This window comes from Streptomyces sp. NPDC053665, assembly GCF_055585285.1.
In genome coordinates, this window is the sequence record NZ_JBVJKK010000004.1 from 571,499 (window position 1) to 590,762 (window position 19,264).

19 protein-coding genes and 2 pseudogenes are annotated in these 19,264 nt (G+C 72.1%); 6 read left to right on the forward strand and 15 right to left on the reverse strand.

From position 1 onward, the window contains the following. The first annotated feature begins 72 nt into the window (after positions 1-72). Together ACZ6ZN_RS19550 and ACZ6ZN_RS19555 are read left to right on the forward strand one after the other, a co-directional pair. Positions 73-513 carry a pyridoxamine 5'-phosphate oxidase family protein gene (locus ACZ6ZN_RS19550; RefSeq protein WP_469647828.1) on the forward strand — a complete coding sequence of 147 codons (441 nt, stop codon included), beginning with the start codon at positions 73-75 and terminating at the stop codon, positions 511-513. Positions 514-548: 35 nt separating this feature from the next. Further along, positions 549-1,448, forward strand: a complete 900-nt coding sequence (locus tag ACZ6ZN_RS19555; RefSeq protein WP_469647831.1) for a universal stress protein — start codon at positions 549-551, stop codon at positions 1,446-1,448. Between the two features lie 495 nt (positions 1,449-1,943). Here the strand turns inward: ACZ6ZN_RS19555 and ACZ6ZN_RS19560 are convergent, their stop codons facing one another. The 6 genes and pseudogenes from ACZ6ZN_RS19560 to ACZ6ZN_RS19585 all read right to left on the reverse strand — a co-directional run bounded on the left by ACZ6ZN_RS19560 (position 1,944) and on the right by ACZ6ZN_RS19585 (position 7,066). After that, positions 1,944-3,179, reverse strand: a complete 1,236-nt coding sequence (locus ACZ6ZN_RS19560; RefSeq protein WP_469647833.1) for a PP2C family protein-serine/threonine phosphatase — start codon at positions 3,177-3,179, stop codon at positions 1,944-1,946. A 7-nt stretch (positions 3,180-3,186) separates the two neighbouring features. Next, positions 3,187-4,134 carry a universal stress protein gene (locus tag ACZ6ZN_RS19565; protein ID WP_469647836.1) on the reverse strand — a complete coding sequence of 316 codons (948 nt, stop codon included), beginning with the start codon at positions 4,132-4,134 and terminating at the stop codon, positions 3,187-3,189. A 34-nt stretch (positions 4,135-4,168) separates the two neighbouring features. Then, a complete protein-coding gene (locus ACZ6ZN_RS19570) occupies positions 4,169-5,008 on the reverse strand; it encodes a universal stress protein (protein ID WP_469647839.1) in 840 nt (279 codons plus the stop codon). A gap of 29 nt (positions 5,009-5,037) precedes the next feature. Further along, positions 5,038-5,622, reverse strand: a complete 585-nt coding sequence (locus tag ACZ6ZN_RS19575) for an Rv1733c family protein (RefSeq protein WP_451878421.1) — start codon at positions 5,620-5,622, stop codon at positions 5,038-5,040. A gap of 6 nt (positions 5,623-5,628) precedes the next feature. Next, a pseudogene (locus ACZ6ZN_RS19580) lies at positions 5,629-6,216 on the reverse strand (zinc-binding dehydrogenase); the annotation flags it as partial. A gap of 175 nt (positions 6,217-6,391) precedes the next feature. Further along, positions 6,392-7,066: a CBS domain-containing protein gene (locus ACZ6ZN_RS19585; RefSeq protein WP_469647841.1), complete on the reverse strand. Its 675-nt coding sequence runs from the start codon at positions 7,064-7,066 to the stop codon at positions 6,392-6,394. 233 nt (positions 7,067-7,299) lie between these two features. On the opposite strand from ACZ6ZN_RS19585, the gene ACZ6ZN_RS19590 reads away from it, so the two are divergent. Further along, a complete protein-coding gene (locus ACZ6ZN_RS19590; RefSeq protein WP_469647843.1) occupies positions 7,300-8,172 on the forward strand; it encodes a pyridoxamine 5'-phosphate oxidase family protein in 873 nt (290 codons plus the stop codon). A gap of 118 nt (positions 8,173-8,290) precedes the next feature. After that, positions 8,291-8,938: an OsmC family protein gene (locus ACZ6ZN_RS19595; protein ID WP_469647845.1), complete on the forward strand. Its 648-nt coding sequence runs from the start codon at positions 8,291-8,293 to the stop codon at positions 8,936-8,938. Between the two features lie 836 nt (positions 8,939-9,774). Here ACZ6ZN_RS19595 and ACZ6ZN_RS19600 read toward each other — a convergent pair. After that, a complete protein-coding gene (locus ACZ6ZN_RS19600) occupies positions 9,775-10,227 on the reverse strand; it encodes a universal stress protein (RefSeq protein ID WP_469647848.1) in 453 nt (150 codons plus the stop codon). 220 nt (positions 10,228-10,447) lie between these two features. On the opposite strand from ACZ6ZN_RS19600, the pseudogene ACZ6ZN_RS19605 reads away from it, so the two are divergent. Continuing rightward, positions 10,448-11,166 (forward strand): annotated as a pseudogene (locus ACZ6ZN_RS19605) (CBS domain-containing protein). Between the two features lie 130 nt (positions 11,167-11,296). Beyond that, complete coding sequence (locus ACZ6ZN_RS19610; RefSeq protein ID WP_469647850.1) at positions 11,297-11,605, forward strand: Hsp20/alpha crystallin family protein; 309 nt, start codon at positions 11,297-11,299, stop codon at positions 11,603-11,605. A gap of 98 nt (positions 11,606-11,703) precedes the next feature. Here the strand turns inward: ACZ6ZN_RS19610 and hypE are convergent, their stop codons facing one another. Genes hypE through ACZ6ZN_RS19650 form a run of 8 tightly spaced genes read right to left on the reverse strand, consistent with a single transcriptional unit; the run spans position 11,704 to position 19,040 of the window. After that, complete coding sequence (hypE, locus tag ACZ6ZN_RS19615; RefSeq protein WP_469647853.1) at positions 11,704-12,738, reverse strand: hydrogenase expression/formation protein HypE; 1,035 nt, start codon at positions 12,736-12,738, stop codon at positions 11,704-11,706. Further along, a complete protein-coding gene (hypD, locus tag ACZ6ZN_RS19620; protein WP_469647856.1) occupies positions 12,738-13,838 on the reverse strand; it encodes a hydrogenase formation protein HypD in 1,101 nt (366 codons plus the stop codon). Before hypD ends, hypE begins: the two co-directional genes overlap by 1 nt. Next, complete coding sequence (locus ACZ6ZN_RS19625) at positions 13,835-14,500, reverse strand: CBS domain-containing protein (protein ID WP_451878429.1); 666 nt, start codon at positions 14,498-14,500, stop codon at positions 13,835-13,837. The genes hypD and ACZ6ZN_RS19625 overlap by 4 nt, the downstream gene beginning before the upstream one ends. An 18-nt stretch (positions 14,501-14,518) precedes the next feature. After that, entirely contained in the window at positions 14,519-15,850 is a 1,332-nt protein-coding gene (locus ACZ6ZN_RS19630) for a Ni/Fe hydrogenase subunit alpha (RefSeq protein ID WP_469647858.1), read from the reverse strand. Next, positions 15,847-16,605 carry an NADH-quinone oxidoreductase subunit B family protein gene (locus ACZ6ZN_RS19635; protein ID WP_469647860.1) on the reverse strand — a complete coding sequence of 253 codons (759 nt, stop codon included), beginning with the start codon at positions 16,603-16,605 and terminating at the stop codon, positions 15,847-15,849. Before ACZ6ZN_RS19635 ends, ACZ6ZN_RS19630 begins: the two co-directional genes overlap by 4 nt. Before the next feature lies 1 nt (position 16,606). After that, positions 16,607-17,425 (reverse strand): FAD/NAD(P)-binding protein, encoded by an 819-nt coding sequence (locus ACZ6ZN_RS19640; RefSeq protein ID WP_469647864.1) that lies wholly within the window; start codon positions 17,423-17,425, stop codon positions 16,607-16,609. Continuing rightward, the gene (locus tag ACZ6ZN_RS19645) at positions 17,422-17,880 is read right to left on the reverse strand and encodes a Crp/Fnr family transcriptional regulator (RefSeq protein ID WP_469647866.1); all 459 of its coding nucleotides are present in this window, start codon (positions 17,878-17,880) and stop codon (positions 17,422-17,424) included. The genes ACZ6ZN_RS19640 and ACZ6ZN_RS19645 overlap by 4 nt, the downstream gene beginning before the upstream one ends. Then, the gene (locus tag ACZ6ZN_RS19650) at positions 17,877-19,040 is read right to left on the reverse strand and encodes a 4Fe-4S dicluster domain-containing protein (RefSeq protein ID WP_469647868.1); all 1,164 of its coding nucleotides are present in this window, start codon (positions 19,038-19,040) and stop codon (positions 17,877-17,879) included. The genes ACZ6ZN_RS19645 and ACZ6ZN_RS19650 overlap by 4 nt, the downstream gene beginning before the upstream one ends. Positions 19,041-19,264: the final 224 nt, after the last annotated feature.

Consider the following 19,264-nt stretch of genomic DNA (forward strand, 5'->3'; position numbering starts at 1 on the left):
CCTCCCCGGCCGTCGGCGCACGCGTCGACGATGGGAGGCAGACCGGACGACACACGGAAAGACGACCGGCTGATGTACCGCAATGACGGATTCCGCGAACTGAACCGGCAGGAGAGCCTGCGCCGTCTGGCCCGGGCGACCGTGGGCCGCGTCGTGCACACGCGCGACGCCCTGCCCGCCGTCCTGCCGGTGAACTTCCTCCTGGAGGAAAGCGGTGCCGTGCTGCTGCGCACGTCGGCCTCCTCGGAGCTGGTCCGTGCGGTCGACGGTGCCGTGGTCGCCTTCGAGGCCGATGAGGTGGACGTCGCGGCGCACTCGGGCTGGAGTGTCGTCGTCACAGGCCCCGCCTCGGTGGTGACCGATCCCGCGGAGCACGAGGAACTGGTCCATACCGGACCCCAGTCCTGGGTCCCCTGGCCCGCGGAGGTCTTCGTCCGGATCGAGCCGGAACTGGTCACCGGCCGAGAACTGGTCGGGGGACGCACCCTCTACGGCGTCAACCTGCCGTCGTGAGCCGGGGCGTGCCTGGCGGGATGCAAGGGATGAGGATGATGGACCGACCGCTCGTCGTCGGCGTGGACGGCTCCGAAGGCAGTCTGCAAGCCGTGGACTGGGCTGCCGACGAGGCGGCGCTGCACAAGGTTCCTCTGCACCTGGTGTACGCCTCGCTCTGGCAACGGTACGAGCAAGCGGTGTTTCCCGGGCCCCCGGAACGGTCGGAGCAGATACTCACCGACGTCCTCGTGGTGGCTGCTGCCGAGCGAGCCCGGCAACGTGTCTCCGGCATCGAGGTTGTTACCCGGGTCGTGTCCGAGGCACCGGTGCCGGTCCTTTGCCGTGCGGCGCGCGAGTCCTCCGCTCTGGTCCTGGGGTCACGCGGCCGGGGCAGAGCCGCCGAGTTGCTGATGGGCTCGGTCAGCCTGGCCGTGGCCGGGCGCGCCGAGGGCCCGGTGATCGTCGTACGCGGCGATCACGATGGCCGGCCCCGGCCCGGGGCCCCGGGGCGGCACGTCGTCGTAGGGGTCCCCGGCAGGCCCGCGCCTTCACAGGCGGTGCGATTCGCCTTCCAGGAGGCGGCTTGCCGCGGCGTACCGCTGGAGGCGGTGCGGGCTTGGCGCGTCCCGGCGTACGAGGCGATCGACCACGCTTGGTTCACGGGCGAACCCGCTCATGCGCATCGGCGGCAGGCCGTCGAGGTACTGCAGACCGAGCTGTGCGCACCGGCCGACGAGCATCCGGAAGTCGACGTTCGCCGGCGGATCGTCGAGGGTCCTGCCACCGCCGCGCTGCTCGACGCCTCGTCCGGCGCCGCGCTCCTGGTGGTCGGTGACCGATACCCACGGGAACGCTTGGGCCTCCCACACGGACGTGTTGCGCATGCCGTACTGCACCAGACGGCCTGCCCTGTGGCTGTCGTACCTGAGCTGGGGCGGTCCCCGGCCGGTTGACGTGGGCTCCGCCAGGATGGGGCGGCCGGTCGTGCGACTGAGGCTGACAGGGCGCTGCAACTGCGCCAGGCGGACCGGGAACGCAGGGAATGTCACCGCACGGAGGTGGACCGGTCATGGCGGCGTCCAGAGCGCGACCCGTACCAGCAGCAGGTGTCTACGAGATCGACCCCACGGCATCGACGGTTCGTTTCGACACTCGCGCCGTGTTCGGTATGGTCCCCGTCCGGGGTGCGTTCGCCATGACGCAGGGGCGACCGCCCTCACACTCGGCCCCGTTGTCCAGGAGGACGACCGGATGGCCGCGACTGCCACCACGACGGTCGACCGGTACGCCTTCGGCCTCACCAGGGCCCGGGGCATGACGGGGCGTCACCTCAAGGTGCTGGTTGAAGTCGTCGCGCACCGCTGAGCCGGTAGCGGTGCGGGGCGGTCGTGCTCGCACCGCAACTGCCGTTCGAAGACCCACGGGCAGCCGTCCGGACGACGCCGGAGTCACAGGCGGATGACGATCAGGGCGATGTCGTCGGGGGCGCCCTCGGTGACGTCGAGGCGGTTCAGGACAGCGTCGGCCAGCGGAGCCGGGGGGAGAGCACGTTCGCTTCGCAGAACGGTCGTCAGACGGTCCAGTCCGGTGTCGATGTCCTCACCACGGCGTTCGACGAGTCCGTCCGTGTACAGCACGAGGGTGTCTCGCGGTGTGTAGGCGAGACCCGCCTGAGGACGAGGGACGTGGTGTTCGCGTGTGCCGAGCGGCGGATCCGTGGCCCGGTCGAGGAGGTCGAAGGTTCCGTCCCGGTGCAGCAGTACGGGCGGTGGATGCCCGGCGTTGCTGTAGATGAGGAGTCTGCTGCGGGTGTCGATGAGCACCTTGACCGCCGTGGCGGCCATCGCGCCGTCCACGGACCGCGCGTACAGGCCGAGGACCTCGAGTGCCTGCGCCGGGCTGGGGATGGCGCGGATGACGGCGCTCAGCGCGCTGCGCAGCATCCCCATGACGGCTGCGGCGTGCAGGCCGTGGCCGACGACGTCCCCCACGGCTGCGGCGTAGCGGTCGGGTGGCAGGTCGACGACGTCGTACCAGTCGCCGCAGACGTTCAAGGAGGTGGTCGCGGGCAGATACCGCACGGCGATGTTGTCATGGTGACTCAGATCGGGCACGGAGAGCATGGCCTCCTGCAGCGCGACCGCGACCTGTTGCTCACGGGCGTGTGCTTGGAGGAGTTCCCGGTTCAACCGGTGCAGTTCTTCCGTCCGTGCGTACAGCTCGGCGGCCAGCCCTTTCTCGCGTTGGGTGAGCTCCTGGCCGAGTTCCTGTGACCGGCCCGAACGGAAGAGGGCGGTGACGTCCTCGGCGCGTTGCACGATCCACTTCACCGCGCCGTCGGGTCCGGGCAGCGGGGTGTGGATCTTCGACCACCATCGTTCCTCGAACTGGTCCTTCCGTCCCGGGACAAGCAGGTCATAGCGCTCGAGGACCAGGATGTCCGGTTCTCCGGTGGTCAGGACCCGCGACAAGGAGCGCCGCATGTTCCGCAGCGGCTCGTCGGGCACGCCGGGGGGCTGCGGAAGAGCGTCGAAGTACGCCTTGCCGACCAGTTCGTCTCTGGTCCGGCCGGTCGCCTGCAGATATGCGGCGTTCACGTAACGGATCACCAGGTCCCTGTCCAGGACCAGATAGGGGCTCGGAGTGGCGTCGAAGAAGGCCGCGAAGTCGATGTCCACCGTCATCACGCGCTCAGGGGCGCGGCCTTCGGGTCGCGGTTCGGGTGGGGTCCGGTGGTGGCTGCCTTCCTGCCTCCGAGGCGCAGCTTCGGTGCCGTACCACGACCACGGGGCAGTGAGCATGGTGCAGGACCGCCTGGCTGACCGAGCCGAGCAACTGGCCGGTGAGGTTTCCATGGCCTCGCGCTCCGACGACGACGAGCTGCGCCCGCGCGCTCGCTTCGACGACGCTGTGCCGGACCCGGCCGACGACGGGTTGCCGCCTGACCTCGACGTTGGGGTACCTCTCCGTCTGGCCGGCCAGCACCGCGTCGATGAGGTGCTCGGCCTTGTGGCGAAGGCGCGTTCCGTCGTAGGTGACGAAGGGGGGATCAGCCGGTCCGTCATAGGCTCCCGGGTCCCCGGCGCGGCATACGTGGAGCACGGTGAGGCCGGTGCCCCGTAGGGAAGCCTCGGTGAAGGCGAAGCGGACGGCATCCGCGGATGCGGGTGCTTCGTCGACCGCCAGCAGAAGAGGATCCGCCGGGTTCGGCCGCCCCCGCACCACCAGCAAGGGGCAGCTGCTGTGAGCGGCCAGGTGCGCGGAGGTCGACCCGAGCAGCAGGCCACCGACGGCACCGAGTCCACGGCTGCCCACCACGACGAGGGACGCCGTGCGGGAGGCGATCTCCAGCACCTCCATGGGATGTCCCAGGGTCACGTCGCGAGTGATGTCCGCGTGGGGTGCGACGTCACGAGCTCGCCGTTCGGCCATGGCCATCGTGCCGTCGAGCAGCTCGCGCACCCCCGTCCCGGCGGGACTCCACGGGGGAGCGCCGGCCGGCAGGTGGGCGGACGACCGTCCGAACGCGTGAACCAGACGCAGTTCCGCTCCCCGGATCCGGCCTTCCCCCGCTGCTGTCTGAACCGCATCCAGGCTCGGGGGTGAACCGTCCACGCCTACCACCACCGGCTTCGTCATGGCGGCGCTCCCTCCTCGTGTCGGGCCCGCGCTCTCAGTGTTGCCGCGGCCGCGGGACGATCAGGACCGGACAGCGCGCGTGATGGAGGACGCCCTGGCTGACGGAACCGAGCAGCATGCCGCTGAAGCCTCCGTGCCCACGCGTGCCCACCACCAGGCCGAGGGCGTGTGCGGAAGCCTCGACCAGTTCGTGCACCGGATGGCCCTTGACGACCTCGGGACGCAGTTCCACCTCCGGGCGGGCGTCGGTGCGTCCGGCGACCGTCTCGGACAGGAGCCTGCGGCACTCCTGGAGGGCCGCGTTCTCGTCCAGCACGCCGAGCACAGGCGTATGCCAGACGTACAGCGCCCGCACCACTGCACCTCCGCGCAAGGACGCCTCCTCGAAAGCGAGGTCGATGGCGGCTGCCGAATGCGGGCTGCCGTCGACACCGACCACGAAGCAGGCCGGCTCCTGCGTGCTGTGCTCCGGATCGCGCAGGACGACCACCGGGCAGGCTGCCTGTGCGGTCAAGGGCAGGGCGACCGCGGCCGAGCCGAACGCCTCACGCACCGCGCCCAGGTGGTGGGATCCCAGGACCACTTGTGTGGCGTGGCGAGACTGCCCGGCCAGCAGCGTGACCGGGTCCTCCTCGGCCGCCAGTGCGGCGACGTCCAGCCCGGGACGGCGGGTCTCCACGAACGCGCTTGCCTGCCTCAGGACGTCGTCGGTCCACGTCTGCGGGTCACCGTTCCCCCTGGCGTACACCAGCCGCAGGGGAAGACGGCGCCGGTGCGCCGCATCAGCGGCCCAGGCCAGGGCCGTCTGCCGGCCCGGCTCGGGGTCGACACCCACCACGATCGGCCGTGGTCCTTCAGGTCCCTCGATGGGCATCACGAACACCTCCGTCGTTGTGCGTCGGCTCAGCCGCTGGTTCGCCCCCACTCGGCGCCGTGCGCGCGCCACTCGGCTTCCCAGGCGCGGTTGCGGCGCCGGTCGAGGAGGAGTCGCGCACCCCAGGCACCGGCCGCGGCCGAGGCGGCGACGGCGGCGAAGGAAGCGGCACCCATGAATGCCGCCTCGACGTCCGCCTCGCCGGGGCTCTGCGGCACCAGTGCGGGCCGGTCGCTGCGGTCCAGCCACACGACGACGCGCTCGCCGGCCTCGTGACCGGCGTCCACCTGCGCCCGGCCCGTGTGGGACGTGCCGTCGGCGGTGGTCCAGCGCACCGACGCGAAGACGCGGTCGACCGCGGCCCCGTCGCCGGAGACCGCGGGCGGCGCGTCGCGCAGCAGGGTGGCGGTGACCGGATGCCGTTCCGCGCGCCGTTGCGCGAGGCTGTCCACCGTGGCCCGTCCGCTGAGGAGCGCAGCCAAGGGGCCGAGCACGGCGACGACGAGCCAGGCCGCCAGCAGGATCCATGCCTCCCAGACGTCCTCGCGGCGGCGCAGCGGGTTGCGGCGCCAGCGCCACAGGATCGAACGCCGGACGGTCGCGCTCGTCTGCATCCTGCTTCACCTCCCACTTCCGCTTCCAGGCTCCCTCCTCGCGGCATGGTTGGGCATAGGCCGTTCGGGCACGCCGGCTCTGCCGGCTGGGCCTACCGGCCCCGGCAGGGCGGGGGTGCCGTCGAGTGCGTGCGCGGAGCGCGGTCGCCGGTGCTCGGCCGGCTTGGCCCGCCGCACGGCGACCAGCTTCAGGTCGCCGGTTTCAGGACCACGGGCGAAGGCGTCGTGGAGGTCGGGCAGCCGTGTCATCGGCCGGGTACCGGTGACCAGTCCGGCGACGTCCAGGCGTCCGGAGGCCAGGAGGTCCAGCAGCCACGGCACGGAGCAGGTGTCCACCTGACCCGTGTGGATCGTGAGGTTCCTGTCCCACAGTGATTCCAGGTGCAAGGGGGTCGCTGTCCGATGCGCTGCCACGACGGCTAGGGTGCCGCCCCGACGTGCCAGCCGCGTGCCGAGCAGGAAGCTCTCGGGCGTGCCGGCGGCTTCGATGACCACATCGGCACCCGGTCCTTCGGCGATCTCGGCGATGACCGCCCCGGGCGGCTGCGCTTCATCGGCGCCCACTCGCAGCGCGGCGCCGCGCCGCGGACGGGAGAGATCGACGACGAGCTGCCGACGGTGGTCGCGTCCACGCGCAGGATCGCGTCCGTCGGCCGCTCGATCCGCGGGTCAGGCACGTTGTCCCAGGAGACGAGCCCCGGGGCCTGGTAGACGAGCGCGCGCATCGCCAGCACCTCTTCCGCTCCCGGCCCCGGCCGAGCCGGAGCGCTCAGCCGGAGGAACCGGTTCCCGCCGGGCCGTCGTCGTGGCAGGTCAGGTGCGTCTCCACGGACACCACACCGTCGACACCGCGGCACAGCCGTTCGATGACGGGGACGAGCCGTCCGGTCTCCACATGGCCTTTGAGGACCACTCGGCCGTCGCGCACGTCGACCGCCACGTCGTTCGGGGCGAGCCGGAGCGTGCGGTCGAGTACCTCGCGGGTGATCTCGTCGCGCAGTGCCTCGTCGCGCCGCAGGAACACCCGCAGGAGGTCACCACGGCTGACGATGCCGACCAGCGTGCCCGCCTCGTCGATGACCGGCAGTCGCTTGACGCCCCCGTCCTCCATCCGGCGCGCGCCCTCCACGACGGTCCACTCCGGACGGGCGCAGACAGCGGGCGCGGTCATGAGTTCCCCGGCCGTGGCGCCGTCGTCCGCGGGGACGGCACCGTTCACCTGTCCCGTCGCCGGTGGTACCCCGCCGGGGTCGGGGCGTGACGCGACGGTGCGGAGCAGGTCGGCCTCCGACACCACTCCCACCGGCTGATCGAGATCGTCGACCACGGGCAGCGCGGTCACGTCGTGGTCGGCCAGCAGTTCGACGAGCCTCTTGAACGGGGTGTCCGGTCGTACCCGTACGACGCCCCGGGTCATGAGCTCTCCGATCGTGCGGTGCTGCATGACGCGCCTCCCTCCGGTCCGCGGCCGACCGCGCCGCGCCGTGCCCGGCGGCCCTCCGCATGTGGGTTCTCACTGTCAGCGTGCTCCGTGGACGCCCGAGCGGTCTGGGGGCTTGCGTGCAGACCGAGGGGGCCATACGTCCCGCAGCGGTGGGGACCTCCGGTCCCTGGTGCGGACGGGGGGTGCCGGCGTGATGCTGGAGGAAGACAGCTGCCGACGGAGAGGGCACGGCCATGCACGCCCACCTTGGCGACCGGCTGATCGTGGAGAGCCCCACCACCGGCGTCGTCCGGCGCGACGGAGAGATCATCGGCCTGCATCATGACGACGGGACACCGCCGTACGACGTGCGCTGGTCCGATACCGGCGACGTCACCCTGGTCTTCCCGGGTCCCGACGCCCACCTCCAGCAAGGTGCGAACGCGCAGGACACCGCCGCCGGGGAGATGGGCGGCGCCGCCGCGTCCAGCGACCTCGGCCGGCGCCTCGCCCGGGCCCGGAAGAGGAGTGGCCTCGCCCTCGAGGAGGCCGCCCGCCGCGCGCGTATGTCGCCCCAGTACCTCGACTACCTCGAAACGCACGCCTCGGACCCCGGCCTCGGCACCCTGCTGCGCCTGGCCGACGCTCTCGGGACGACGCTCCTCGAACTGCAGGGCGGCGATCAGGATCGGCCCCCCGGACAGGGGCAGGCGCTTCTCCATCCCCACATGCACCACCTCGACGAGCGGGAGTGCCGGACGCTGCTGTCCACGCACGGGGTGGGGCGGATCTCGCTGACCACCGCCGACGGGCCGGCCGTCCTCCCCGTCAACTACGACGTCGTCGACGACGCCGTCGTCTTCCGCACCGCACCCGGGACGGCGCCGGCCGGTGCGGTGGGCCGGCACGTGGCGTTCGAAGTCGACCACGTCGACGATGCGATGAGCCAGGGCTGGAGTGTGCTGCTGACGGGTCGTGCCCGGGCCGTCGGCGACCCGGACGAGATCCACCGGCTCGACGAGCTGGCACACACACCTCCCTGGGCCGGAGGCGGACGCACGCTGTGGGTGGCGATCGGCATCGACCGGCTGTCCGGGCGGCGCATCGCCCCCGCCGACGAAACCTGAGCGAAGGCCGTTCGGCTTCCAGGTGAGGCCGTTCGGCCCGCGCGGTCGCCGGTGCACGTGAGGCGCACTGGGAGGCGCCCGGCCGGTGCGGCGGGCGCAGGGCGACAGGGGAGCCGACATGAACCTGAGAACACGGTGCGGACGCACCATCAACGTCACACGTTTCGCTCCGCACGGTCTGCCCGCCTCGATGGGGCGCGTCGTTCTGGACACCTCCTTCGCGGCACACGACGAAGGCGAGCTGTGGGCGTCCCTGACGGCGGAGGAGGCCCGGCGACTGGCCGGGCTGCTGCTGTTCCAGGCCGAGGCGGTGGATCCGAGGCCCATCGGCCTTCCCGACGTGGTGGAGGTGGTGCCGATCGCCGGTGACGCCTTCGAGATACGGGCCCGCGGTCATGTGCTGACGGTGGATCAGCCGCTGGGAGAGGGGGGCAAGGACACGGCCCCCACACCGGTGGAACTCTTCGTCGCCGCGGTCGCCTCCTGTGCCGCCCATTACGCGGGGCGTTTCCTCGACCGCCACGGCGCGGACCGGCACGGGCTCGCCGTCCGCGCGGAGTACCGCATGGCCGAGGACCGGCCGGCGCGCGTGAGCGCCCTCACACTGACCGTGCGTGCCCCCGCTCTGGAACCCCCGCGGGCAGCGGCACTGCGGGCGGTGGTCTCGCACTGCACCGTGACCAACACACTGGCCCGGGCCCCGGAGGTCGAACTGGACGTACGTTGCGGACCCGAACCCTCCGACACCGGGGACCGAACCCCGTGAGCCCGCTCGCCGCGAGGCGCGCCGACCGGCCATGAGGATGCTCCGCCCACCCCAGACCCGCGAAGGCCGAGGGCCCGGGCCGCCCGGGTCACGGGCGCCGCTGGCCGGCCGGCGCATCCGGCAACCGCCCGGGAGGTGCAGGAGCTGTCTGCCGGCGCCGTCCCAGCTGCTCTGGGGCAGCTCGGTCGCCGGTCCGGCAGGGGGGCGCTGTGCGCCGGCTCCGAGCGGCGCACGGCCGCAACGAGCTGCCCGTCGCGTACCGCCGCCCGGCCGGGCGCCAACCTGGCCTCCCGGTTCTCCGACCTGTTCGCGGTCGTCCTGCTCGTGGCGTCCGGCGTCACCTTCCTCGCGTACGGCCTGGAGGAGCCCCGCCGGCCCGGCACATTGCAGCTTGCCGTGGCCATCGCCTGCATGGTCCTGCTCGACGCGGCCATCGGCTTCGCCCAGGAGTACTCCGCCGAGCGCACACGCCGTTCTGCCGGGTCGTCCTCGAGGCGGGGGACACGGTTCCGGCCGACTGCCGCAGGGGAGCGGCGGGCACCGTGGCGCTCCCTGCGGCTCGGCAGCGCCGGAGTCGGCATCGTGGAGACCGCCATCACGGCGGGGTCGAAGGCCGCCGGGCGCCGGCTGGGTGACATCGCGCTCCCGGAGGGGACCCTGATGGCGACCGTGGTGCGCGAGGGGAGCCCACGCCACCGGCCCCCGGGATGCTGCGGCGGCCCGGGGACGAACTGCGGCTCGTCTCACACGACGTGGGCGAGCGCGAGCTCCACGCGGCCTTCCCATGACACCGCAGGTGCGCACTGCCGCGATCGCGCCGCGCATCGTCCCCGGCTTCAGTGCGCGGGATCCGCCTGCTGGCCGACCACGACGACGGGGCAAGGCGCGTGCTGGGCGCAGCGCTGGCTGACGGAACCGAGCATCGCCCGGGCGAACGCACCACGGCCCCGGCGGCCCACGACGAGCAGCTCCGCCCCGTCTGAAGCCTGGATCAGAACCTCCGAGGGGTCTCCTTCGGCCAGGTGGCCCCTCAGCCGAGCCGGGCGCGTGCCGGGGAAGACGGCGTCCAGCTCCTTCGCGAGACGCTCCCGCGCCTGCTGGAGATCGAAGTCGGGGTCCATCGCCGGTCCGGTGTAGCCCCGGCTCGACGGCGTGTCCCAGACATGGACGGCGTCCACCACTCCCCCCGTCATCCGGGCGTAGTGCTCTGCCCACCGCAGTGCCGCATGGGACGAAGGAGATCCGTCCACACCCACAACCAGCCGGGGTACCGGCTCCGAGGATTCCATGGTCGCCTCACTCAGTCGTCTCCCCCCACCAGACGCCCCCCGGGTCATCTCCAGCTTCGAGCCTCCGGGCACGTCGGGAACAGGGCCGACCGGCCCGGAGGAGTCCCCTTCGGCCGAGGCGTCGCGACCCGAGGGCCGGGCCGTTCGGCCCATGCAGGCAGGGGGGTCATGCGGGAGGCTGTAGGCGTCGCAAGCCTCGCTGCGCGCCTGGGAGGACGTCATGCACGGCACCGTGTACACCGTGAGCGACGTGATGACGCGAACCGTCGTCGCTCTGGCCGCGGGGGCGGCCTTCAAGGAGATCGTGCGGACGATGGAAGGACGGCGCATCAGCGCCCTGCCTGTCGTCGACACCGGGAACCGCTTGATCGGAGTCGTGTCCGAAGCCGATCTGCTGCGCAAGGAGGAGTTCCGTGACAGTACCCCGGACCGGGGCCCACGGGCTCGCCCCCGGCGGGTCTCGACAAGGCGCGGGCCGTCACGGCGGCGGACCTCATGACCGCGCCGGCCGTCACCGTCCACCCGGACGCGACGCTCGGCACCGCCGCCCGCGTGATGGCCCGGCGCAAGGTCAAGCGGCTGCCGGTCGTCGACGACGACGGCGTGCTGCGCGGCATCGTCAGCCGTTCCGACCTCCTCCGGGTGTTCCTCCGTCCCGACGAGGCCATCGAGGAGGAGATCCGCAGGGACGTACTGGCCGGCCGGCTGCCCGACGGCCTCGAGGACGTCGACGTCGCCGTCCGCGAGGGAGTCGTCGGGCTCACCGGACGCGTCCGCGACACCTCCGTCGTCCCCCTGGCCCTGCGCCTGGTGCGATCCGTCGAAGGCGTCGTGGACGTCCGCAGCGAGCTCACCGGGCCGCCGCACCGGCCGGCGCTCGAACCGGACCTCGCGCAACAGGAGGACGCCGGGCGGCCGGCGCCCCGAACCAGTGCGTGACCTGCGGAGACTCCGGAAGCGGGGAGCGTCGGCCCGGCGACGAGGTACCTCCGGCCCCCCCGCGAGAGCCGGGCGCCGGAGGATCCTGGAACCCGGGACGCACGTCGCCCCCGGGCTGCACGGCATCCGCATGGAGGAGCACCTAGGGGACGGCACGTACGTCGTGCACGCCGAACTGCCGGGTGTGGACCCCGACAAGGACGTCGAGATCACCGTCGACGACGGACTGCTCACGCTGCGCGCCGAGCGCATCGAGCAGACCAACGAGATGCACCGCACCGAGTTCCGCTACGGCACGCTCGTCCGCGCCGTCCGGCTGCCCGCCGGAGCCCAGGACGAAGAGGCGGCCGCCGCATACAAGGACGGTGTCCTGACCCTTGCGGTCCCGGTCCCGGAGGCGAAGACGGGAACGCGGGCCATCCCGGTGCAGCACGTCTGAGAGCGGCGGACGTGCGCGCGCCACACCCTGTGCGCGGCCGGCGGACACCGTTCGCGCACACGACTGCGCCGCCACCTGCGGGCCACCCGAGGGCCGGCTCAGCAGATACGCGGCAGTTGCTCGCCCAGCGGCATCTCCAGCACCCTGCGCGCACCGACGAGGGTGCGCAGGGTGACCCGGCCCTCGGTGCCTGTTGCGGGAACCCGCCCGATGCGCGCCGCCTGCCGGCCCTCCGGCAGCGAACGCAGGGCATCGAGCGCTCCGCCGGCGGCGGGCGCGGCGACGAAGGCCACCAGGCAGCCCTCGTTGGCGACGACGAACGGGTCCAGTCCCAGCAGATCGCAGGCCGCGGCGACGGCACGGGGGACCGGAACGGCCTCTTCGTCGACCTCGACCGGGACGGACGCGTCACGGGCGATCTCGTTGAGCGCAGCGGCGAGTCCGCCCCTGGTCGGGTCGCGCAGGGTGTGCACCTGCTCCCCGAAGGGCGCCAAGGCGTCCACCAGACGGTGCAGCGGGCGGCTGTCGGAGACGATGTCGCTTTCGAAACCGAGCCCCTCGCGGGTGGACAGCACCGTGGTGCCGTGGAGCCCTATCGGACCGGACAGCAGCACGGCGTCCCCCGGCCGGGCGAGGGCCGCGGACGGACGCAGGGCCAGATGCCGCTGGCCGATACCCGTGGTGTTCACGAAGATCTTGTCCACGGCGCCGCGGCCCACCACCTTCGTGTCACCGGTGACGACCGGCACGCCGGCTTCACGAGCCGCCTTGCCCAGGGAATGCAGCACGTCGCGCAACTGCCCGAGCGGCAGCCCCTCTTCGATGATCAGGGCGACGGACAGGGCGACGGGGCGCGCTCCCCGCATCGCCAGGTCGTTGACCGTGCCGTGCACGGACAGGGAACCGATGTCGCCGCCGGGGAAGAACAACGGGCTGACGACGAAGCTGTCGGTGCTGATCACCAGGTCCGGGTGCCCGGGCAGCAGGGCCGCGTCCTCCAGGGGGCCGTGCTGCCCGTCGAGGGAGGGCAGGACCAGTGCGTCGAGGAGTTCGGCGGTCATCCGGCCCCCGGCCCCGTGCGCGAGCAGGACGACGTCGTCCTCGTGATGTGGAGAAGGACAGGAGAGAGTCATCACGCAGGCACCTCCCTGGTGCGGCCGGCGGCGTGGAAGGCGGCGCAGGTGCCCTCGGCCGAGACCATCGGCGCGCCGAGCGGGTGACGGGGCGTGCAGCGGGTGCCGTAGGCGGGGCAGTCCGTGGGCAGCCGGGCGCCCTTGAGCACGGCACCGGCGATGCATTCCGCGTCCTCTGCCACGTGCAGCCGGCCGACGTCGAACCGGCGCGCCGCGTCGAACCGCGCGAACTCCTCCGCCAGTTCCAGGCCGCTGTCGGGCAGCTTCCCGATGCCCCGCCAGGCGCGGTCCGTCACGCGGAACACGGTACGCACGGCGTGCTGCGCCTCGGAGTTGCCCGCACGCCGTACGGCTCGCACGTACTGGTTCTCCACCTCGTGCCGGCCCTCTTCCAGCTGCCGGGCCGCCATGAGGATGCCCTCCAGCAGATCGAGCGGTTCGAAGCCGGTCACGACGATCGGCACGCGGTGGTGGCCGGCGATCGGTTCCAGCTCGCGCCAGCCCATGACCGCGCACACGTGCCCCGCCGCGAGGAAGGCCTGCACCTCGCAGTCGGGGTCCTCCAGCAGCGCGGTCATGGCCGGAGGGACCAGGACGTGGCTGACGAGCATCGAGAAGTTGGCCAGGCCGAGGCGCGCGGCGAGCAGGACGGCCATGGCGTTGGCGGGGGCCGTCGTCTCGAACCCGACCGCCAGGAAGACGACGTGGCGGTCCGGGTGGGCGCGGGCCAGACGCACCGCGTCCATCGGCGTGTAGACGACCTGTATGTCGGCTCCGCGGGCCCGCAGCGACAGCAGATCGGTGTCCGTGCCGGGCACTCTGAGCATGTCGCCGAAGCTTGCGAGAGTCACCCCGGGACGGGCGGCGACGGCCATGGCGCGGTCCAGCGTCTGCAGCGGTGTCACGCACACCGGGCAGCCGGGACCGTGGATCATGCGCATCCCGGCCGGCAGCAGTTCGTCGATGCCCTGGCGGACCAGGGTGTGTGTCTGGCCGCCGCAGACCTCCATGATCCGCCAGGGTGCCGTCGCGGTGCGCCGCAGCTCGTCGAGCAGCCGCCGGGCGAGCGCCGGGTCACGGTACTCGTCGAGGTACTTCATCCCGCGTCCCTCACACGTGTCCCGCCCGACAGTGCCACGTCGACGTCGACGACACCCTCGACGGACCGCACGAGACGGGCGACGATCGGTACCAGCGACGGGTCCCGGACGCGACCGGTGAGGGTGACGACGCCGTCGGCCACATCCACCCTGAAGGGCTCCGCCGTGGCGGGGAAGAGCGGAGCGAGGATCTCCTGGCGGATCTCCTCGGCGATGTCGTCGTCGGTGCGCAGGAAGACCTTGAGCAGATCCGCCCGGCTCACCACGCCTTCGAGGAGACCCTCGTCGTTGACGACGGGCAGCCGTTTGACCTTCCGCTGGGCCATGATGCGAGCCGCCTGGGCGAGCGTGGCGGAGGGGTGCACGGTGACGGCGGGAGTGCTCATCACATCCGCGGCCGTCATGCCCCCCGCCTTGGCCAGGTCCGACAACCGGCGCATCTGGGTGAGCCGGTCGGGGTCGCTGTCGCGGAACTCCTCCTTGAGCAGCAGGTCCGCCTCGGACACGACACCGATCACCCGCCCCTCGCCCGCGAGGACGGGCACGGCGCTCACCTTCCATTCCTGCATCAGCGTGACGACATCCTTGAACGGGGCGTCACGGCCCACCGCCACGACGGTGTGGGTCATGACGTCACTGACGATGTGGGGACTGGTACGCATGGCGTCCTCCTCGGAGCGTCAGGTGCGTTGGATGGTCAGGTCGAGGAAGTGCGCGGAGCACGAGATGCACGGGTCGTGATTGCGGACCGCCCGTTCGCACAGACGCGTCAGTTCCTCGTCGGTGGGCTCGCCCTCCGCGAGCGCACGGTCGGCGGTCCGGGCCAGGTCGTCCTCGATGGCGCCTTGGTTCTGCGCCGTGGGCGGCACCAGCACCGCGTCGACGACGGTGCCTTCGGCGTCCAGCCGGTAACGGTGGTAGAGCAGGCCGCGCGGTGCTTCCGTGGCCCCGTGCCCCGTGCCCGCGCGGGCCGGTACGTCCACGTGAGGACGGGCCGGCGGCTCGCACGCGGCGATGAGCCGCAGCGCCTCGTCGACGGCGTAGACCACCTCGACGGCCCTGACCAGCACCGAACGGTAGGGGTTGCGGCACACTATGCCCAGGGCGGGATCGCCCAGGCCGGCCTCGCGGGCCGCCTCCCGGGCCGCGCCCGACAGCAGACGGCCGCTGACCGCGAACCGGGCGAGAGGACCGGTGAGGTGGCGCCGCCCGTCCAGGCGGGAGTGCAGGGCGGTCGAGCGAGGCACCTGCTCCTCGCGCACATGGCCGGGGAATTCACTGACGGGGAAGTGGCGCCGGCTGCCGTCCGTGCTCACCACGCAGGGCGTGCCGTCCTCGATCGCGTACGTCGTGGCTGCGTCGAGAGCCAGGAAGTCGGCGTCGAGGGACGCGTCCGGGAAATCGAAGCCCGCCACCAGGCCGACCGTCTCGCGGGCGTCGTCGGCGGCCCTGCGCAACCGCTCCCGCAGGGGGCGCAGTTCCCCCCGTGTCGGTGTCTGGTGGAAGCCGCCGAGCCGTACGTTCACCGGGTGGATCGCACGCCCCCCGAGCTGTTCGACGATGGTGTTCCCGGCCTGCTTCAGCCGCAGTCCCCGCTCCACGTCGGCGCGTCGGCTGCGGGCGAGTTCGACCGCGCTGTCGCAGCCCAGGAAGTCGGGGGCGTGCAGGAGGTAGATGTGCAGGGCGTGGCTCTCGATCCATTCGCCGCAGTACAGCAGCCGACGCAGGGCACGAACGGCTGGGTCGATGGTGACACCGCAGGCGTCCTCGATCGCCCGGCACGCACTCATCTGGTAGGCCACGGGGCAGATCCCGCACACGCGGGCGGTGATGTCGGGTGGCTCGGTATGGGCCCGGCCCCGCAGGAACGCCTCGAAGAAGCGAGGCGGTTCGTAGATCCGCAGGTGCGCCTCCTCGACATGGCGGCCTGCCACGCGCAGGTGGAGCGCACCTTCGCCCTCGACGCGGGAGAGCGAACCGACGCGCAGGACGCGAGTGCCGCGGTGGGTCACGACCGCACCTCCTCGTCGAAGGCGGAGGCGTTGAAGGTGCGCAGCAGGCGTTCGACCGCCCTGTCGTCCAGGCCGTCGCGGTGCAGCAGCGGGATCAGCGCACGCAGGTTGGGCGATCCGGACGGGCCGAAGCAGCCGTAGCAGCCACGACCGTATGCCGGGCAGAGGGCGCCGCACCCGGCGTGCGTGACGGGCCCCAGGCAGGGCGTGCCGCGGGCCACGGTCACACAGACGATCCCCCGGCGCTTGCAGGCGAAGCACACGCTGTGATCAGGGATGTCCGGCTTGCGTCCGGCCAGGTGGGCGGTGATCACCTCGAGGAGCTGCGCACGGTCGACGGGGCAGCCTCGCAGCTCGAAGTCGACGTCCACGTGGTCCGAGACGGGGGTCGAGGTGGCGAGGGTGTCGATGTAGTCGGGCCGGGCGTACACGGCGCGGGTGAACTCCTCGACGTCTGCGAAGTTGCGCAGCGCCTGGATGCCGCCGGCGGTCGCGCAGGCCCCGATGGTCACCAGGCGGCGGGACTGCGCACGGATCTGCCTGACCCGCTCCGCGTCCGCGGCGGTGGTCACCGACCCCTCCACGAGAGCGAGGTCGTAGGGTCCGGGGGTGACCGCACTCGACGCCTCCAGGAAGTGGGAGATGCGCACCTGCCCGGCGAGGGCCAGCAGTTCGTCCTCGCAGTCGAGAAGCGTCAGTTGGCAGCCGTCGCACGACGCGAGCTTGAAGACGGCGAGTGTGGGCACGGAGGACATCTCACAACTCCCTGACCGTCAAGAGGGGTTCCGCCCGGTTCCAGGTGATCACAGGACCGTCGCGGCAGATCAGTACGCCGCCGAGCTGACAGTGTCCGCACGTCCCGGTTGCGCAGCGCATGTTGCGCTCCAGGGAGACGTGAATGCGGTCCGCCCGTATTCCCCGGTGCTCCAGATCGCGGGCAGCGGCACGGATCATGACCTCCGGACCGCACACGAACGCCGTGGTGTTGCCCGGGGTGAAATGCGCGGCGCTCAGCAAGGTGGTGACGACCCCGACGTGCCCTCGCCAGCCGGGGGAGGGGCGGTCTACGGTGACGTGGCAGTCCACGGGGCCCTGCGGGTCTCTCCAGAAGCGGAGGTCGTCGGCGAACAGCAGGTCTTCGGGCGCACGCGATCCGATCAGAAGGTTCAACCGCCCGTAAGCAGTCCGCGCCCGGGACGCTGCCAGGACGAGGGGCCGCAGCGGGGCCAGGCCGATGCCCCCGGTGATCACCACGAGGTCCTGGCCGGTCGCCTGCTCCAGCTCCCAGCCGGTGCCGAAGGGACCGCGCACACCCACCTGGACGCCCGGCCGGAGCGCGCACAGTGCGGCCGAGACGGCTCCCACGGACCGGATGGTGTGGACGAGCGTCCCGTGCCCGATTCGGGACACCGAGACGGGTATCTCGCCCACCCCGAAGGCGTACACCATGGCGAACTGTCCCGGGACGAAGGGCCGTAGCCGCTCCTCGCCCGCGGGAACCAGCGTGAGGCTGACGGTGTCGGCCGTCTCGCGCCGCACGCCGGTCACCAGGTGGGGGACAGGAGCGAGGCTCATGTCCACCGCCCACTCCCGTAGGGGCCGTACAGGTCGAGCAGACGGATCCGGGACGCCTGGAGCCGGTGTGCCACGACCCGGCCCACCCAAGTCGCGATCGACCGCCCGAACTCCGGGTCCTGGGCGCAGGCGGCCCGCACGGCCGTGGCGTCGAACTCCCAGGCGCGCACGGGGCTCAGGGCCTCGGCGCCCAGCTGCCATGCGTACGGTGCGAAGTGCCAGGACCAGCCGAGCAGTTCGCCGTGGGTCAAGGACTCGATCACGGCGGCGCGACGGCCGGGGACGTGCAGATCGAGCAGGACGGTTCCGGTCCGGATGACCCAGAACCGGTCCGCGCGGCGGCCTTCTTCGAAGATGCGTGTCCCGGCATCGAAGGAGACCTCACGGGCGACGCCCATCAACCGGTCACGGTGCTCGGCCGGCAGAGCCATGGAGAGAGTGGTCGTGGAGGTCATCGTCCCGTCCCCTTCTGCTTCTGGCGCCGAGGTCGGCCGGCCCGTTCGTCGTCCAGCGCCGCGGCTTCCTCGGTGATGTCGATGCCGACCGGGCACCAGGTGACGCAGCGCCCGCATCCCACGCAGCCGGAGCTGTCGAACTGCTCGTGCCAGGTGGAGAGTTTGTGGGTGAGCCACTGCCGGTAGCGGCTGCGCGCCGAGGCCCGCACAGGCCCACCGTGGAGTCGTGAGAAGTCCAGGTCGAAGCAGGAGTCCCAGCGCAGCCACCGCTCCGCGTGGTCACCGGTGAGGTCCGTGATCTCCTCGGTGCTGGTGCAGAAGCAAGTAGGGCACACCATGGTGCAGTTGGCGCAGGTCAGGCAGCGGGCGGCCACGTCGTCCCAGCGCTCCGCGTCCAGACTCTCGCCCATGAGCGTGCGCAGGTCCACCGGTGGCATGGCCCGGCCCATACGGTCCCGGGCGGCATCGACGGCGGCCCGGGCCGCATGCTGCGTCTGCGGATCGGCAGGGCGATGGGGGAGGCCGGAGAGAACCTCCAGCCCCGCTTCACTGCCGGCGCGGACGAGGAAGCGGTGACCGTCGTGGTCCAGGATCTCCGTCAGCGCGAGGTCGAACCCCTGACCCGCTGCCGGCCCGTCGCCCATGGAGACACAGAAGCAGGTGGCGCCCGGTTCCGTGCACTCGGCGGCGATCAGGAAGGCTCCGGTGCGCCGTTGCCGGTACCCGCGGTCGGGGAAGCGACCGCCACCCAGTACGCGGTCCTGGACCGCGATGGCCCGCAGATCGCAGGGGCGCACGCCCAGGAACGCATAGGACGGTTGCTCCGACTTCTCCACCGTGACCGACAGGGCGCCGTCCGGTGCCCGCTCGGCGCTCCACACCTTCTGCCGCTGCGGATGCAGGAAGGTCTTCCACGACTGAGGGCCCGCCGTGTGGGCGAAGACGGCACCGTCGGCGCGCGGCACGAGGCGGTAGCGGCCGGCCTCGACCTCGGTGCCCCAGCCGAACGGGAGATCGTCGGCGGAATCGATCTCGGCCAGCGTGATCGCACAGTCCCTGACCGTCGGGCCGACGACCGTGTGGCCCCGCGCGGCGAGGGCCTGCACCAGGGCGCTGAGACCGCCCCTGTCCAGGACGCCGGCCACCGGACTGTTCGTCATGACGCCCTCCGCATACCGTTTCCGTCCTCCTGCTGCCAGCCTGTTCCACCAGGGGCGTGCGACACCACGGGCCGCTCGGGCACGGACATGGGGCCCTTCGGCCTCTTGGGGACGGTGCGTGCGGTTCGTGCCGGGGGAAGTCGTGCAGGACGGGAAGGACATCCGCTTCTCGCGGATCCGGATTGCGCGGTGCGCGGTTCGAGGCCGCTGCCCCGCGTCTGTTC